This window comes from Sphingomonas sp. SP2, assembly GCF_058313385.1.
On record NZ_JBZFLD010000001.1, the window covers coordinates 1,907,252 to 1,923,005 of the forward strand.

Genomic DNA, 15,754 nt, shown 5'->3' on the forward strand with positions numbered 1-15,754 from the left:
GGATCAGGGGCCGGTGTCGATGCCCAGTTCGGCGAGCTTGCGATAGAGTGTCGAACGACCGATCCCGAGGCGCCGGGCGACCTCGGTCATCTTGCCGCGATAATGGCCGATGGCGAGGCGGATGAGGTCGGCCTCGATCTCGTCCATCGGGCGAAGATGCCCGTCGGCGCGCCACAGGGTGATCGACGGCGCGCCGGCCAGCGCTGCGGACGCCGCCTGCTGGCCGATGTCGCGGGCGGTGTCGCCGACCCGGTTGGTGAAGCGCGACTGGAGCGCGATATGGGGGAAGTCCTCGGCGGTCAGCGCCGCGCCCTGCGACTGCAGCGCCGCCCGGAATAGGACGTTCGAGAGCTGGCGGACGTTGCCCGGCCAGCCGTAGCGCATCAGCACCGCGAGCGCGTCCTCGCCGATCGACTGCGGGCGAATGCCCGGCTGGCCGGTGTGGCGCGAGAGGAGGTGGCGGGCGAGGGCCGGGATGTCGCCGCTCCGGTCGCGGAGGGCGGGAACGCTGACGATGGTCCCGCCGAGCCGTTCGGCAAGGCCGGGATCGAAGCCTTCGGGCAGCGGGCGCGAGCAGGTGGCGATCACCCGCACGTCGACGCTGTTCGAGCCGTTGCAGCCGACGGGACGGACCTCGCCCGTGGCGAGCACGCGGTCGAGCGCGCGCTGCGTGGCGGGAGGCAGGTCGGCGATCTCGTCGAGGAGGAGCGTGCCGCCATCGGCCTCGACCAGCTTGCCGACGCGTTCCGCGAAGGCGCCCGGGAAGGCGCCCGCGACATGGCCGAACAATTCGCTGTCGACGATGTTGGCGGGGACCGCGCGGCAGTCGATCTGCACGAGGGGTCCGCGGGCGCGCGGGCTTGCGGAATGGACCGCGCGGGCGATGGTTTCCTTGCCGGTCCCGCCTTCGCCGAGGATCAGCAAGGGCAGGCGGCTCCGCGCGGCCTTGGCGGCGACCGCGAGCGCGATGCGGAAATCGGGGGTCGCGCCGACCAGTTCGTCGAGGCTGAGGCTCGGCGCCATCTTCTCGGACAAGGGCGCAAGCTCGCCGGTCGGGCGACGCCGGTCGGCATTGACGGCGAGCGCCTCGACCAGCCGCTCGGGTGCGACCGGGCGGACGAGGAAGTCCGAGGCACCGGCGCGCATCGCCTCGACCGCCTGGCCGACCGACCCGCCCTCGGCGAGGACAATGATCGGAAGGCCCGGGCGGTCGGCGCGCAGGGCCCGGACCAGCGCCGGTCCGCCGCGCGGGTCCCAGCGGCCGATCAGCACCGCGCGAATCTCATGGCCATTGGGGCCGCCGAGCAATTCCTGCGCCTCGGCCACGCCGGGCGCGCCGAGCGTGTTCCAGCCGGCGCGCGTCGCGGTTGCCGCGACGAGGCGGCGCTCGTCGGGTTCGGCATCGACCAGCAATAGGAATCTTATGGTGTCGGCGCGCACGTCATGGGCTCCCTGCGGCGAGACCATAAGCCAGCCAAGGTAAAGAAAGCGTGAGCGCGGCGGGGACTTCCCGAAACCGGGGGCAGGCGGCTATGACCGCCTCCAAGCAAGCTTATCCGCCACTCAAGGAGCAACAATGGCCGCCGAACCTACCACCAACGACACCTCGCCCGTCGACTATCGGGTGGCCGTCAAGGATTACAGCCTGCTGATCGCGATGCTGAAGTGGGGGGCGGTGATCGCCCTGATCCTCGGCTTCCTGGTCATGATCATCATCGCGAACTGACCTTGAAGGTCGCGATCCTCGCCGAAACGGCGCCGGGCGAGACCCGGGTCGCCGCCATCCCCGAGACGGTGAAGAAGTTCGCCGCACTGGGCGCGACCGTCGCGGTCGAGCAGGGGGCCGGGGGATCGGCGGGGATCAGCGACGAGGATTATGCGGCCGCCGGCGCGACCGTTGGCACGCGCGACTCGGTGCTCGACGGCGCCGGGCTGGTGCTGACCGTCGCCGGCCCCGAGGCCTCCGCGCTGCGCGGTGCCGCGAAGGACGCGACCCTCGTCGGGATGCTCGATCCCTTCGCCCGCCGCGAGGCGGTGCAGGGCTATGCCGAGGCGGGGATCGATGCGCTGGCGATGGAGTGGATGCCGCGCATCACCCGCGCCCAGTCGATGGACGTCCTCTCGTCACAGTCGAACCTTGCCGGCTACAAGGCGGTGATCGACGCCGCCGCGGCTTATGGCCGGGCCTTTCCGATGATGATGACCGCCGCGGGCACCGTCAGCCCGGCGCGGGTCTTCGTCATGGGCGTCGGAGTCGCCGGCCTCCAGGCGATCGCCACCGCCCGCCGCCTCGGCGCGCAGGTCAGCGCGACCGACGTCCGCTCCGCCACCCGCGAGCAGATCCAGTCGCTCGGCGCCAAGCCCATCTTCGTCGAGGGTGTGGCGGGGATCGAGGGCGAAGGGCAGGGCGGCTATGCCGGCGAGACTTCGGACGAATATAAGAAGGCGCAGGCCGAGCTCGTCTCCAGCCACCTCGCCAAGCAGGACATCGTCATCACCACCGCGCTCATCCCGGGCCGGCCCGCGCCGCGGCTGATCAGCGATGCGCAGCTGGCGACGATGCGCGCGGGATCGGTCGTGGTCGACCTCGCCGCGAGCGCGGGCGGCAATGTCGAGGGCTGCGTCGCCGGCCAGACGGTCGAGCGGCATGGCGTCACCATCATCGGCGCCGACAATCTCGCCCGCTCGCTGCCGAGCGATTCCTCGGCACTCTACGCGCGCAACCTGTTCAACTTCCTGTCGGCCTTCTGGGACAAGGAACAGGGCCGCCCGGTCTTTCCCGAGGAGGACGAGATCGTGAAGGGCGTCCGGCTGACCCACGGGGGCAGGATCGTGAACGAGCGCCTGGCCTGATGGGCCTGTTCAGCGCGACCGAGGTCGACACCGACGCAATTGCCGAACGCTACCGTGCCCTGCTGGTCGAGGGTGAGGAAGTGCTGATCGCCTTCAAGACGATCCGCGACATCGCCTTCCTCACCGACCGACGCCTGTGCCTGGTCAACATCCAGGGCTGGGTCGGCAAGAAGGTCGCGATCCAGTCGATTCCCTATCGCTCGATCACCCGCTTCAGCCTCGAGACCGCGGGCACCTTCGACCTCGACGCCGACATGGTCTTCTGGCTTGCCGGCACCAGCCAGCCGCTCGAGATCAAGATCGGGCGGGGGAGCAATCTCGCGATGATCCAGCAGATACTGGCGCGGGGCATATTGAGATGAACCGACCGTCGTCGCGGCAAGGCCGTGATCTCGGGACTGTAGGGCGAAGCTCCTGAGGTCCGGCCTGCGCCGGGACGACGGATCTGGTAGAAGGGGCGCCATGACCACACGCGACCTGATCGTCGTGGGAGGCGGACCGGCGGGTGTAATGGCCGGGCTGCTGTTCGCCCGCGCCGGCTGCCGGGTGACCGTCCTCGAGAAACATGCCGACTTCTTCCGCGATTTCCGCGGCGACACCGTCCACCCCTCGACGATGGAAATCCTCGCCGAACTCGGCCTGCTCGATCGTTTCCTCCAGCGCCCGCACAACCGGCTGACCCGAGCGCAGCTCCGGATCGGCGGGCGCGAGTGGCGGATCGGCGACCTCTCGCACCTCCCTACGCCCGCGCCCTTCATCGCGATGATGCCGCAATGGGAGTTTCTCGATTTCCTCCGCGACGCGGCGGCGCGCTATCCGGGCTTCGAACTGCGGATGGAAGCGCCCGTCGCCGCGATGATCGAGGAGGAGGGGCGCATCCGCGGAGTCAGGCTCGGCGACGGGACCGAACTTCGCTCGACCCTTGTCATCGCCGCCGACGGGCGCGGGTCGATCGTCCGCGCGGCGAAACTGCTTCCGCTCGAGGACCTGGGCGCGCCGATCGACGTCCTCTGGTTCCGCCTGCCCAAGGAGAGCGCGCAGGGCGAGGCGCTGCAGGGCGTGGTGGAGGCGGGCAGCATGCTCGTCCTGATCGACCGCAAGGACTATTGGCAATGCGCCTTCGTCATCCCCAAGGGCGCGGCGGCGGAAGTGATGGCCGGCGGGATCGAGCCCCTTCGCGACCGGCTCCGGTCCCTCGCGCCCGAACTCGACCTCGCCGGGCTGACGGCGGTCGACGAGCTTCACCTCCTCAACGTCGCGCTCGACCGGCTGACCAGCTGGAGCCGGCCCGGGCTGCTCGCGATCGGCGACGCCGCCCATGCGATGAGCCCGATCGGCGGAGTCGGGATCAATCTTGCGATCCAGGATGCGGTCGCCGCGGCCAATATCCTCGCCGGTCCGCTGGCGCGGGGCGCGGCGATCGATCCGCTGCTGCCCAAGGTGGAGGAGCGGCGCCTGCTCCCGACCCGGCTGGTGCAGGCGGCGCAGAAACGTGCGCAGGAGACGATCCTGTCGCCTTTGCTTGCGAGCAGCGACCGGCTGACCACCGCGCCGCTGCCGATCCGGCTGCTCGACCGGTGGCCGGTGCTGCAGCGTATCCCCGGGCGGATGATCGGGCTCGGCATCCGCCGCGAGAAAGTGGAAAGCCCCGAGGCTCAGCCAGCCTGAGGGAGCGTGCAGCAGTCGACCCAAGTCGCCCGCGTCAGTTCGGCGAGGCGCCCGGGCGTGATTTCGAGACTGGCCTGGCGGTCGCCCGCGGCGGGGAAGACCGTGGCAAAAGCCTTGAGGCTGACGTCGGCATAGACCGGAAGCTCGGTGGCAAGGCCGAACGGGCAGACCCCGCCGACGACATGGCCCGTCGCGGCAAGGGTGGCCTCGGCATCGAGCATCCGGATTCGTCCACCGAACGCGGCCTTGCATTTGAGGTTGTCGAGCCGGGCATCGCCCCGGGTGACGAGGAGGAGGGTCCTGTCGCCGACCTTCAGCGCGATGGTCTTGGCGATTCGCCCCGGCTCGACCCCGAGGGTCGCGGCGGCATCGGCGACGGTCGCAGTACTGGCATGGGCCTCGATCAGTCGGAGCTCGGGCGCATGAGTGGCGACCCAGGCCTTGACCGATTCGAGGCTCATTCGACGACCGTCGTCCCCGCGCAGGCGGGGACCTTAGGAACGGAGGATATCCGTTCGCTGAGGTCCGCGCAGTCGCGGAGCCGACGGGCCGTCATCATCGGATCAGGCTGCCGCCATTTCCTTCTGCAGGTTCTGGACGACCGCTTCGAAGAACTGCTCGGTGGTCATCCAGGCCTGGTCGGGCCCGACGAGGATCGCGAGGTCCTTGGTCATCTTGCCGCTCTCGACGGTCTCGATGCAGACGCGCTCGAGGGTCTCGGCGAACTTCACCACCTCGGGCGTGTCGTCGATCCGGCCGCGGAACTTGAGGCCGCCGGTCCAGGCGAAGATCGAGGCGATCGGGTTGGTCGAGGTCGCCTTGCCCTGCTGGTGCATGCGATAGTGGCGGGTGACGGTGCCGTGCGCCGCCTCCGCCTCGACCGTCTGGCCGTCCGGGGTCATCAGCACGCTGGTCATCAGGCCGAGCGAGCCGAAGCCCTGCGCGACCTGGTCCGACTGGACGTCGCCGTCGTAATTCTTGCAGGCCCAGACGAACTTGCCGCTCCACTTGAGCGCGCTCGCCACCATGTCGTCGATCAGGCGGTGCTGATATTCGATCCCGGCGGCCGCGAACTTGTCCTTGAACTCGGCCTCGAACACTTCCTGGAAGATGTCCTTGAAGCGCCCGTCATAGGCCTTGAGGATGGTGTTCTTGGTGCTGAGGTAAACCGGCCAGTTGCGCTGCAGGCCGTAGTTCAGGCAGGCGCGGGCGAAGTCGCGGATGCTCTCGTCGACATTGTACATGCCCATCGCGACGCCCGAGCTTTCGAACTCGAACACTTCATGCTCGATGACCTGGCCGTCCTCGCCCTCGAACTTGATGGTGAGCTTGCCCGGACCCGGAACGCGGAAGTCGGTCGCCTTATACTGGTCGCCGAAGGCATGACGGCCGACGACGATCGGGTCGGTCCAGCCCGGGATCAGCCGGGGAACATTGGCGATGACTATCGGCTCGCGGAAGACGACGCCGCCAAGGATGTTGCGGATGGTGCCGTTGGGGCTCTTCCACATCTTCTTGAGGCCGAATTCCTCGACCCGCTGCTCGTCGGGGGTGATGGTCGCGCACTTCACGCCGACGCCATGCTCCTTGATCGCATTGGCGGCATCGACGGTGACCTTGTCCTCGGTCGCGTCGCGATTCTCGATCGACAGGTCGTAATAATGCAGGTCGACGTCGAGGAATGGCAGGATCAGCCGCTCGCGGATCCACTGCCAGATGATGCGGGTCATCTCGTCGCCGTCGAGCTCGACGACGGGGTTCTTTACCTTGATCTTGGTCATGTGCCTGCCTTGATGATGTCGGGCGCGCACCTAGCGCTCCGCACCCGCTCTGGCAACGCGCGGCAGGGCTCGTTAAGAGGTCGGCATGGCGCATATCGATAATCCCGACAGCCAGCTGACCGCGGTCAAGTGGCGTTTCCCCTCGGTCCACCCCGAAGGCCGCAAATATGTGGTGATCGCGGCGGGGATCACCCTGCTCGTCTACCTCAGCCTCAGCCACTTCCTCGGCTGGCTGCTGGTCGGCCTGACCATCTGGGTCGCGGCCTTCTTCCGCGATCCGGTGCGGACCACGCCGACCGATCCCAAGCTGGTGGTGTCGCCCGCCGACGGGCTGGTGACCATGATCACCCGCGTGCCCGCGCCGCCGCAGCTCCGGGCCGAGATGGGCGAGGGGGAGTTCACCCGCGTCTCGATCTTCATGAGCGTGTTCGACGTCCACATCAATCGCAGCCCGATCGCGGGCACCATCCGCCGCATCTCCTATATCCCGGGCAAGTTCCTCAACGCCGACCTCGACAAGGCGAGCGAGGACAATGAGCGGCAGCATTTCCTCGTCCAGGGCGACAATGGCGTGTCGATCGCCTTCACCCAGATCGCCGGCCTCGTCGCGCGGCGGATCCTGAGCTTCGTCCGCGAAGGCCAGCGCATCGGCGCGGGCGAGCGGATCGGCCTCATCCGCTTCGGCAGCCGGGTCGACGTCTATCTTCCCGCCGGCACGGGCTCGCGGCTGCTGCTCGGCCAGCGGGCGATTGCGGGCGAGACGATCATCGCCGAGCTCGGCACCGATCCGCTGCTGACCGGGACCAGCCAGTGAGGGCGCCGGAGGGCCGCGGCCTTCCGCTTCGCGCCTTCATTCCCAATGCGGTGACGGTGCTGGCGCTGTGCGCCGGGCTGACGGCGATCCGCTACGCCTTCGCGCAGGACTGGGAAAAGGCGATGATCGCGATCGTCGTTGCCGGTGTGCTCGACGGCATGGACGGCAATATCGCGCGGATGCTCAAGGCCAACAGCAAGTTCGGCGCCGAGCTCGACTCGCTGTGCGACAATATCGGCTTCGGCACCGCGCCGGCGCTGATCCTGTTCCAGTTCAGCCTCGCCGCGGCGCCCAAGTTCGGCTGGACCGTGGCGCTCGCGCTGGCGGTCAGCTGCGCGCTCCGGCTTGCCCGGTTCAACGCGCGGATCGATGCCGACGTCCAGCCGCACAAGTCGGCCGGTTTCAATACGGGAGTTCCGGCCCCGGTCGGGGCGGGGCTGGCCTTTGCGCCCGTCTATCTGTGGCTGATCACGGGCAACGACCTGTTCCGCGACTGGCAGCTGGTGATGCCCTGGACCTTGTTCATCGCGGTGCTGATGATCTCGGCCATTCCGACCTTCAGCTGGACCTCGGTGCGGATCCGGCGGAGCTGGCGGATCGTCGCGCTCGCCGGGGTTGCCCTGCTGGCGGCGGCGCTGATCAACGAGCCGTGGATCACGCTGCTCGCGATCTCCTTCGCCTATCTCGCCAGCGTTCCGTTCAGCCTCTTGAGCTACGGGCGGGTCAAGCGGCGGCGCGCAGCCGAGGCGCGGCCTTAAGCGGACGGCTGACCCGGCGCGACACGGTCCGGACCGTCACCGGGCGGGTCACCAGCATCGGTTCGGTGAGCAGCGACCGCCCCGCCAGGGCGGCGAGGATCTTGTCACGGTGGGTGACGAGCGTCTCGCCGATCGTCAGCAGTGCGGTGCCAAGCAGAGCGGTGAAAGCGAGAAAGGCGAGGATCATCACGGCGTTCTTCCCTTGTTCTTGAGGAAGGCAACGGCGTCCGATTCATTTCGTTCCGGAATGGTTCGGAAAACCGTGCTTATGCGCCAATGTTCTCTTGATGTTCTCGTGCTGTCAAGGGCTTTGTTCCACGTTCGTTCTCAACCTCTTGTGGCGTGAGCGAAGAATGTCGAGCACGGCGGACAGCGGAATATCGCGTCCCCGGAGCGTCACGAGCAGGTGAAAGAGGAGGTCGGCGGCCTCCTCGGCAAGGCCCTCGGGATCGCGGCTGACCGCGGCCATCGCGACCTCGACGCCTTCCTCGCCGACCTTCTGCGCGGCCTTGGCCGGGCCATTCGCAAGCAGCCGCGCGGTATAGCTGTCGGCGGGGCTGGCCGCTGCCCGCTCGGCGACAATCCGCTCGAGCGCGCCCAGCCAGCCGGCGCCCGGTGCCTCGCCGTCGAAGCAACTGTCTCGCCCGAGGTGGCAGGTCGGTCCGGCGGGCTCGGCCAGCGCCAGCAAAGCGTCGCCGTCGCAGTCGAGGCTAAGGTCGACCAGCCGGAGCCGGTTGCCGCTGGTCTCGCCCTTCTGCCACAGTCGCTGCTTCGACCGGCTGTAGAAGGTGACGAAGCCGCTCCCGACCGTCGCCGCCAGCGCGTCGCGGTTCATGTAGCCGAGCATCAGGACCTGGCCGGTCGAATGATCCTGGACGATGGCCGGGATCAGGCCATCCATCTTGTCCCAGGCGAGCGTGTCGGGATCAATCATCATCGGCGCACCTCGATGCCCTGACCGGCGAGCCAGTCCTTCAGTTCGGGGATGCCGATCAGTCGGTCGTGGAAGACCGTTGCCGCCAGCGCGCCGCTCGCCCCGGCGGCGAAGGCGTCGCGGAAATGCTCGGGGCGGCCCGCGCCGCCGCTGACGATCAGCGGCACGTCGACCGCGGCCATGACGTCGCGCGCATGGGCAAGGTCGTATCCGCTTCGGACGCCGTCCTTCGCCATCGCGTTGAGGACGATCTCGCCCGCGCCGCGATCGACCGCCTCGCGTGCCCAGTCGAGCGTCTCGCGGCCGCTGTCGCGGGTGCTGTCGGGCGAGCCCGTATATTGCTTGACCCGGTAGCGGCCGTCGGGCTGCGCGAGGCTGTCGATCCCGACCACCACGCACTGGCTGCCGAAGTCGCGGGCAAGGTCGCTGATCAGCGCCGGATTTTCGAGCGCGGGCGAATTGACCGAGACCTTGTCGGCGCCCGCCTCGAGGACCGCGGCGGCGGTCGCGCGGTCGCGGATCCCGCCCGCGACGCAGAAGGGAATGTCGATGACGCCAGCAATGTCGCGGACCCAGCCGAGGTCGAGGCTGCGCCCTTCGGCGCTCGCCTTGATCTCGTAGAAGACCAGTTCGTCGGCGCCTTCCTCGGCATAGCGCAGCGCGTGGGGGACGATGTCGCCGATGTCGCGGTGGTCGCGGAACTGGACGCCCTTCACCACCCGCCCGTTGGCGACATCGAGGCAGGGGATGATCCTAGCCGCGGGCATGGATTGCGTCCTTCAGCGGAAGGCGGCCTTCCCACATCGCGCGGCCGAGGATCGCGCCGTCGGTGGTGAGCAGGCGGAGGTCGCCGAGCGACGTCACGCCGCCGCTGGCCTGGATGGCGAGATGGGGCAGGCGGGTGACCGCTTCGGCAAGCAGCGCATGGTTGGGCCCTTCGAGCATCCCGTCGCGGCCGATGTCGGTGAGGAGGAGGTGGCGCGCCTCGGGGTAAAGCTCGGCGACCGCCCACAGACTCTGACCGCTATCCTCCTGCCAGCCGTGGGTCGCGACCATCGGCACATCGCCGGCCATGCGGACATCGAGGCTGAGGGTGATCCGGTCGGGGCCGAAGCGGTCGAGGAGGGCGGCGGTGGCCTCGGGATCGCGCACGGCGAGGCTTCCGACCACCACCCGCGCGGCGCCCGCCTCGAGCAGGGTCGCGACATGATCGGGCGAGCGGACCCCGCCGGCGACCTGCAGCTTGAGCGCCGAGCCGCGCGCCAGCCCGGCAAGCAGCTCATGCTGCATCGGACGGCCTTCGCGCGCGCCATCGAGATCGACGACATGCGCCCAGGTCGCGCCGTCGGCGGCGAAGCCCGCCAGCGCCTCGTCGGGGAGGGCGGGGTAGAAGGTGACGTCGTCGAAGCGGCCCTGGCGGAGGCGGACGATGCGGCCGCCGATCAGGTCCATCGCGGGGTAGAGGATCATGTCGACAGCCAGCTTTCGAGGAAACGCGCGCCGGCCTTGCCGGAACGCTCGGGATGGAATTGCGCGCCGATCCAGTTGTTCCGGGCGACGACGGCGGGGATCGCCCGGCCATGCTCGGCCCGGGCGCGCGTGAACGGCCCGTCGTCAGCGGCGTAGCTGTGCGCGAAATAGACGTAATCGCCGTCGCTTAGGCCGATGTCCTCGGATTCGACGCCAAGCCGGCTCCAGCCCATGTGCGGGACGGTGATGCCGGGTGCGGGCCGAAGCTTGCGGACGGTGCCGGGGATGATCCCGAGCGCTTCCGCATCGCCTTCCTCGCTCCGCTCGAACAGGAGGTGCATGCCAAGGCAGATGCCGAGTGCGGGGCGGTCGAAGCCAGTCAGCGCCAGTCGCAGGCCAAGCGCGTCGATCCGCTCCATCGCATAGGCCGCGGCCCCGACTCCCGGGAGAAGCAGCCGCTCGGCCGCGGCGACGACGGTCGGGTCGCTCGCGCGGCGCACCTCGGCCCCGAGCCGGCTCAGCGCCTGCTCGATCGATCCGATATTGCCATAGCCGAGGTCGACGATGGTGACGCTGCTCACAGCATTCCCTTCGTGCTCGGAAGCGCGTCCGATTTGCCTTCGATCGCAAGGGCCTGGCGAAGGGCCCTGCCAAACGACTTGAAGCAGGCCTCGACCTTGTGGTGGTCGTTTTCGCCCACGACCCGGACGTGGATGGCGGCGCCGAGGCTGTCGGCGAGGCTGCGGAAGACGTGCGGGGTCATCTCGGTCGGATAGTCGCCGATGTGCGTCGCCTCGAACGCGCCGTCGAACTTGGCGAAGGGCCGCCCCGACAGGTCGATCAGCACCTGCGCCTCGGTCTCGTCCATCGGCAAGGCGAAGCCGAAGCGGCCGATCCCGCGCTTGTCGCCGAGCGCGGCCTTCAGCCCCTGGCCGAGCGCGATGGCGACGTCCTCGATGCTGTGGTGTGGATCGATCTCGAGGTCGCCCTCGCAGGCGACGATCAGGCTGAACCCGCCATGCGCCGCGACCTGGTCGAGCATATGGTCGTAATAGGGAATGCCCGTCTCGATCCGCCGCGGCTCGGCGCGGTCGAGGTCGAGCGACAGTGCGATCCGCGTCTCCTTGGTGTCGCGGGCGATCTCGGCGCGGCGCTCGGGCCGGGCCTCGGTCGCGACCCCGAAGGCGGCGAGGGCGAGGTCATTCTCCTGCGGTGTGCCGATGGTGAGGCGGATCCCGCCCGGCGCGGCATTGGGCCGGTAGCGGACCTTGATCCCCGCCGCGATCAGCCGGGCGGCGAGCGCCTCGGTGTCGCTGGTCTCGAGGAACAGGAAATTGCCCACGCTCTCGTGCACCCGCACGACATGGGGCGAGCCGGCGAGGAGCGGGGCTAGGCGGGCGCGCTCGGCCTTGATCTCGGCGATCCGCCGCTCGTGGACCAGGCGGCGGGAGGGCTGGAGCGCTTCGAGCGCGGCGGCGATGCTCAGGGTCGGCAGCGGATAGGGCGGAAGCACGCGGTCGACGATGGCGATCGTCTCGGGCGGCGCGATCAGCGCTCCGACCCGCGCCCCGGCAAGGCCCCAGGCCTTGGACAGGGTCTTCAAGACCATCAGATTGTCGCGTCGGAGCGCCTCGCTCGCGAGCGACGGTTCGTCGCCGAACTCGAGATAGGCCTCGTCGACGAGGATCAGCGTGCCGGGCAATTGGTCGGCAAGGAGCAGTATTTCGCCCACGGGGACCGGCGTGCCCGTCGGGTTGTTGGGCGCACAGATGAAGGCAAGCTTGACTCCGCCTTCCGCCGCTACCGCGGCAGCGAAGGCGTCGGCGGAAAAGGCAAAACCTTGCCCGAGCGGGACTTCGCGCACCCTCGCGCCCTGCAGCCGTGCGAAATGGGCATAGGCGGAAAAGGTCGGCGTGCTGACCGCGACTGCATCGGCCGGGCCACCGAGGAAGGCGCGGCAGAGAAGGTCGATCACATCGTCGCCGCCGCGCGCGGTCAGCAGCGCTTCGGGCGGCACCCCCCAGAGTGACGCCATGGCGGCACGCAGCGTCGCGGGGCGCGATGGCGGATAGCGGTTGACGCCGGCGCCCAGCGCGCCGCCGGACAACGGCCCATAGGGATTTTCGTTGGCGTCGAGCTTGATCACCGGGCCCTCGTTGCGGGCCTCGCCGAGGTCGAAGGGCGCAAGCGCCAGGATCTCTGGCCGGGCGAGCCGGGTTGCGAGCGCACTCATGCCGCCCTCGCATCGGCGGCACGGGCGTGCGCCTCGAGCGCTTCGAGGCGGGCGAGCGCGGCGGCCGGGACAGCGAGCAGGCGGCCGGCCTCCGCGGAGACGCGCTGGATCGAGATGGCCTTCATGAAGCTGTGGGTGGTGATCCCGCTCCAGGCGCGCGCGGCGCCGTCGGTCGGGAGGACATGGCTCGACCCGACCAGATAGTCGCCAAAGCTCTCGGCCGCGGCATGGCCGGCGAAGATCGCCCCGGCATTGGTCAGCGACGGGAGCAGGGCCTCGGGATCGTCGAGCGCGAGGCAGAGGTGCTCGGGCGCATAGGCGTTGGCGATGGCGGCCGCTTCGCCAAGGTCGGCGGCGAGGATCACCCGGCCATGCTCGAGCGAGCGGCGGGCAAGCTCGGCGCGGGGAAGCGAGGCAACCTGCCGGGCGACCTCCGCCGCCACGGCCGCGGCGATGGCGGCATCGACGGTGACGAGAAGCACCTGCGCCGAGGCGTCATGCTCCGCCTGGCTGAGGAGATCGGCCGCGACCGTCGCGGGACTGGCGCTTGCGTCGGCGATCACCATCAGCTCGGACGGGCCCGCGGGCATGTCGATCGCCGGGCCGCCGGGAAGCGCGCTGACCTGAGTCTTGGCTTCGGCCACCCAGATATTGCCGGGGCCGCAGATCTTCGGGCAGGCGGGGATGTCGCCCGCACCGAAGGCAAGCGCGGCGATCGCCTGCGCGCCGCCGACGGTCCACACGGTCTCGATCCCGCACAGCTCGGCCGCGAGCGCCAGCGCCGGGGCGAGGCCGGAAGCACTCGGCGGCGTGACGACCACGATCTCCTCGACGCCCGCCGACCGGGCCGGGAGCGCGAGCATCAGGAGGGTCGAAAAAAGCGGGGTGGCGCCGCCCGGGACATAGAGACCGACCCGGTCGAGCGGGCGCCAGACCTTCTCGACCGAGAGGCCGGGGAGGGTGGTGACGCGCGTATCGTCGGGGCGGCTCGCCTCGTGGAAGGAGCGAATGTTCGCCGCCGCCAATTCCATCGCCGCGACGTCGGCCGGAGCGAGGGTCCGGCGTGCCTCGGCAGCGCGCGGGGCGACCGCGACCCGCTCGGGCGCGGCGCCGTCGATCGCGGTCGAGAGGCGCACCAGCGCGTCCCAGCCGCCGGTGCGGACGTCGTCGATGATGGCGCCGACCTTGGCGACAAGCTCGGGTGAGCGGCGGGCAGGCGGACGCGCGAGCGCCTGCGCCCGCTGGCCCGCATCCAGTTCTGACCAGCGAAATTCGATCACATCATCATCTTTTCAATCGGGAGCACGAGGACGGCCGAGGCCCCCGCACCCTTCAGTTCCTCGAGCGTCTCCCAGAAGACCGATTCCTGGCAGACGGCATGCACCGCGAAATGACCGGGCCGGCCATGGAGCGGAATGATCGTCGGGGCGTCGGCCCCGGGGAGGATCCGGGTGATCGCCGGAAGCGCCTCGGACGGCGCGTTGAGCAGGATATATTTGGCGTCCTTGGTGGTGAGCACGCCCTGGATCCGGCTGAGCAGCGATTCGCCCAGGGTCCGGCGCGCATCGGGCACGGCCTGCGTGGTGCGGATCAGCACCGCCTCGCTGTCGAACACGTCGGCGACGGCGCGCAGGCCATTGGCCTCGAGCGTCGCACCCGTCGAAACGAGGTCGCAGATGAAGGGCGCGATGCGAAGGCGCGGGGCGAGCTCGACCGCGCCGTTCATCTTGACCACGGTCGCCTTGATCCCCTGCTCAGTGAGCCAGCGCCCGACGATGTTCGGATAGGAGGTGGCGATGCGCTGGCCTTCCAGCGTCGCGGGTCCATTCCACGCGGTCGCCTCCGGCGCGGCGAGCTTCAGGGAGCAGCGGGCAGTGCCGAGCGGGGCGACGACCTCGATCTCGGGCTCGCCCGACGACAGGCGGAATTCCTCGAGCACGTTGCCGCCGACGATCCCGAACTCGCACACGCCATCGGCGACGAAGGTCGGAATGTCGTCGTCGCGGACGAACATGACGTCGGCCGGGAAGTTCTCGACCCGTGCGGTGAGGGCATTGCGGCCGTTCTGGAGCCGGAGGCCGGCGTCCTTCAGCAGGTCGCGGCTGATGTCGCTGAGGCGCCCGTTCTTCTGGATCGCGATGTGCAGGCGGTTCCCGTCAACCAGCATCCTGGTCCTCCCCGGCAAGCTGGTCGAGCGCGGCGCGATAGCCGCGATTGGGTTCCTGGCGCAGGAAGCGCGCGACCCGGACGATGGTGGTGGTCGACACGCCCGTCGCATCATGGATGTCGCGATAGGAAAGGTCGGTCCCGTCGAGCAGGCGGGCGACGTGCCAGCGCTCGGCAAGGGTGCGAATCTCCTGCGGGGTGCAGAGATCGGTGAGGAAGCGGGCCATGTCGGCCGGATCCTGCGGGGTCAGAAGGGCCCGGCAGAGATCCTCGGTCAGCCGCTCGCCATCACGGGAGGGGGCAGGAGAGGGGAGCATTTGTTCCATCGTGCTAATACGCTGAAACGTGCAAATAGGCTCCGCGCCTGGCCTGTCAACCCTCGGGCAGAACCCAGCGCACCGTGCCGCTGACCTCGTCGGCAACCTTTTCGCCCTGCGCATCGCGGGCCGGGTCGAGCCGGGCACGGCGCTGGAGCACGCGGCAGGTCGTCGCATCGAGCGAGGCCGATCCACTGCTTCGCGACACCCGGCAATTGGTCGGCCGGCCTTCGGGCGAGACGCTGAGAACGAATGCCACGTCGCCCTGCTCCTCCTTGCGGATCGCGTCGGCGGGATAATCGTCGGGCGAGAAATAGGCGGCGAGGTTGGACCGCGCCGGCGCATCGCCCGACGGCGGAGCGGGCGCCGGAAGCGGCCTCGCGGCGGGCGCGACCGGTCGTTCGGGTGCCCGGCCGTCCTGCTGCCACCCCCAGACGATCACTGCCAGCAGCGCCGCGACCACGAAAGCGGCAAGCGCGCCGCTCGAACGGGCCGGCTGGATGGGAGAGCGCGGATCGGTGGGCGGGGAGGCGGACATGGGCCGGAGACAAGCAGAGGCCCTGGCGCCTGTCGACCAAAAGCAAACGCCCGGGCCACTCGCATGAGCGACCCGGGCGTCCTGCGTGACGATTGCTCGTCAGCCCCCTTGGACCTTTCGCGACAGGAGTGTGTCGCGGCTTGGAGCCCGATTGCTGCCGCCATTTCCGGGACTTGTCACGATGCGTGGCAAAGCGAGACCAGTTTTCCACAGCCCCTGTTG

19 protein-coding genes are annotated in these 15,754 nt (G+C 69.4%); 6 read left to right on the forward strand and 13 right to left on the reverse strand.

Annotated features, from left to right (window positions below; translation table 11 throughout):
* Positions 1-3: 3 nt before the first annotated feature.
* Positions 4-1,440 (reverse strand): sigma-54-dependent transcriptional regulator, encoded by a 1,437-nt coding sequence (locus AC4GYU_RS09700; protein ID WP_491086679.1) that lies wholly within the window; start codon positions 1,438-1,440, stop codon positions 4-6.
* A 136-nt stretch (positions 1,441-1,576) separates the two neighbouring features.
* Between AC4GYU_RS09700 and AC4GYU_RS09705 the strand changes: the two genes are divergently transcribed.
* The 4 genes from AC4GYU_RS09705 to AC4GYU_RS09720 all read left to right on the forward strand — a co-directional run bounded on the left by AC4GYU_RS09705 (position 1,577) and on the right by AC4GYU_RS09720 (position 4,521).
* Positions 1,577-1,726, forward strand: a complete 150-nt coding sequence (locus tag AC4GYU_RS09705; protein WP_491086680.1) for a hypothetical protein — start codon at positions 1,577-1,579, stop codon at positions 1,724-1,726.
* 2 nt (positions 1,727-1,728) lie between these two features.
* Complete coding sequence (locus tag AC4GYU_RS09710) at positions 1,729-2,853, forward strand: Re/Si-specific NAD(P)(+) transhydrogenase subunit alpha (protein ID WP_491086681.1); 1,125 nt, start codon at positions 1,729-1,731, stop codon at positions 2,851-2,853.
* A complete protein-coding gene (locus AC4GYU_RS09715) occupies positions 2,853-3,215 on the forward strand; it encodes a PH domain-containing protein (RefSeq protein WP_491086682.1) in 363 nt (120 codons plus the stop codon). Before AC4GYU_RS09710 ends, AC4GYU_RS09715 begins: the two co-directional genes overlap by 1 nt.
* A 100-nt stretch (positions 3,216-3,315) precedes the next feature.
* A complete protein-coding gene (locus AC4GYU_RS09720; RefSeq protein ID WP_491086683.1) occupies positions 3,316-4,521 on the forward strand; it encodes an FAD-dependent oxidoreductase in 1,206 nt (401 codons plus the stop codon).
* Here AC4GYU_RS09720 and AC4GYU_RS09725 read toward each other — a convergent pair.
* Positions 4,509-4,982, reverse strand: coding sequence for a YbaK/EbsC family protein (locus tag AC4GYU_RS09725; protein WP_491086684.1), 474 nt, complete (start codon positions 4,980-4,982; stop codon positions 4,509-4,511). The genes AC4GYU_RS09720 and AC4GYU_RS09725 overlap by 13 nt on opposite strands.
* Before the next feature lie 102 nt (positions 4,983-5,084).
* Entirely contained in the window at positions 5,085-6,302 is a 1,218-nt protein-coding gene (locus tag AC4GYU_RS09730) for an NADP-dependent isocitrate dehydrogenase (protein ID WP_491086685.1), read from the reverse strand.
* An 85-nt stretch (positions 6,303-6,387) separates the two neighbouring features.
* Between AC4GYU_RS09730 and AC4GYU_RS09735 the strand changes: the two genes are divergently transcribed.
* Both AC4GYU_RS09735 and AC4GYU_RS09740 read left to right on the forward strand, forming a co-directional pair.
* Positions 6,388-7,116 (forward strand): phosphatidylserine decarboxylase, encoded by a 729-nt coding sequence (locus AC4GYU_RS09735; protein WP_491086686.1) that lies wholly within the window; start codon positions 6,388-6,390, stop codon positions 7,114-7,116.
* Positions 7,113-7,874, forward strand: a complete 762-nt coding sequence (locus AC4GYU_RS09740) for a CDP-alcohol phosphatidyltransferase family protein (RefSeq protein WP_491086687.1) — start codon at positions 7,113-7,115, stop codon at positions 7,872-7,874. Before AC4GYU_RS09735 ends, AC4GYU_RS09740 begins: the two co-directional genes overlap by 4 nt.
* Here the strand turns inward: AC4GYU_RS09740 and AC4GYU_RS09745 are convergent.
* The 10 genes from AC4GYU_RS09745 to AC4GYU_RS09790 all read right to left on the reverse strand — a co-directional run bounded on the left by AC4GYU_RS09745 (position 7,840) and on the right by AC4GYU_RS09790 (position 15,532).
* Positions 7,840-8,064: a hypothetical protein gene (locus AC4GYU_RS09745; RefSeq protein ID WP_491086688.1), complete on the reverse strand. Its 225-nt coding sequence runs from the start codon at positions 8,062-8,064 to the stop codon at positions 7,840-7,842. The two genes, AC4GYU_RS09740 and AC4GYU_RS09745, sit on opposite strands and share 35 nt — an antisense overlap.
* A gap of 111 nt (positions 8,065-8,175) precedes the next feature.
* The gene (gene hisIE / locus AC4GYU_RS09750; protein ID WP_491086689.1) at positions 8,176-8,811 is read right to left on the reverse strand and encodes a bifunctional phosphoribosyl-AMP cyclohydrolase/phosphoribosyl-ATP diphosphatase HisIE; all 636 of its coding nucleotides are present in this window, start codon (positions 8,809-8,811) and stop codon (positions 8,176-8,178) included.
* The gene (hisF, locus tag AC4GYU_RS09755; protein WP_491086690.1) at positions 8,808-9,575 is read right to left on the reverse strand and encodes an imidazole glycerol phosphate synthase subunit HisF; all 768 of its coding nucleotides are present in this window, start codon (positions 9,573-9,575) and stop codon (positions 8,808-8,810) included. Before hisF ends, hisIE begins: the two co-directional genes overlap by 4 nt.
* Positions 9,562-10,278: a 1-(5-phosphoribosyl)-5-[(5-phosphoribosylamino)methylideneamino]imidazole-4-carboxamide isomerase gene (locus AC4GYU_RS09760; protein WP_491086691.1), complete on the reverse strand. Its 717-nt coding sequence runs from the start codon at positions 10,276-10,278 to the stop codon at positions 9,562-9,564. The genes hisF and AC4GYU_RS09760 overlap by 14 nt, the downstream gene beginning before the upstream one ends.
* Entirely contained in the window at positions 10,275-10,859 is a 585-nt protein-coding gene (hisH, locus tag AC4GYU_RS09765; RefSeq protein WP_491086692.1) for an imidazole glycerol phosphate synthase subunit HisH, read from the reverse strand. The genes AC4GYU_RS09760 and hisH overlap by 4 nt, the downstream gene beginning before the upstream one ends.
* Positions 10,856-12,511, reverse strand: a complete 1,656-nt coding sequence (hisB, locus tag AC4GYU_RS09770; protein WP_491086693.1) for an imidazoleglycerol-phosphate dehydratase HisB — start codon at positions 12,509-12,511, stop codon at positions 10,856-10,858. Before hisB ends, hisH begins: the two co-directional genes overlap by 4 nt.
* The gene (gene hisD, locus AC4GYU_RS09775; RefSeq protein WP_491086694.1) at positions 12,508-13,791 is read right to left on the reverse strand and encodes a histidinol dehydrogenase; all 1,284 of its coding nucleotides are present in this window, start codon (positions 13,789-13,791) and stop codon (positions 12,508-12,510) included. The genes hisB and hisD overlap by 4 nt, the downstream gene beginning before the upstream one ends.
* Positions 13,788-14,678, reverse strand: a complete 891-nt coding sequence (hisG, locus tag AC4GYU_RS09780) for an ATP phosphoribosyltransferase (protein ID WP_491086695.1) — start codon at positions 14,676-14,678, stop codon at positions 13,788-13,790. Before hisG ends, hisD begins: the two co-directional genes overlap by 4 nt.
* A complete protein-coding gene (locus AC4GYU_RS09785) occupies positions 14,668-15,003 on the reverse strand; it encodes a YerC/YecD family TrpR-related protein (protein ID WP_491086696.1) in 336 nt (111 codons plus the stop codon). The genes hisG and AC4GYU_RS09785 overlap by 11 nt, the downstream gene beginning before the upstream one ends.
* A 46-nt stretch (positions 15,004-15,049) precedes the next feature.
* Positions 15,050-15,532, reverse strand: a complete 483-nt coding sequence (locus AC4GYU_RS09790; RefSeq protein WP_491086697.1) for an energy transducer TonB — start codon at positions 15,530-15,532, stop codon at positions 15,050-15,052.
* Positions 15,533-15,754: the final 222 nt, after the last annotated feature.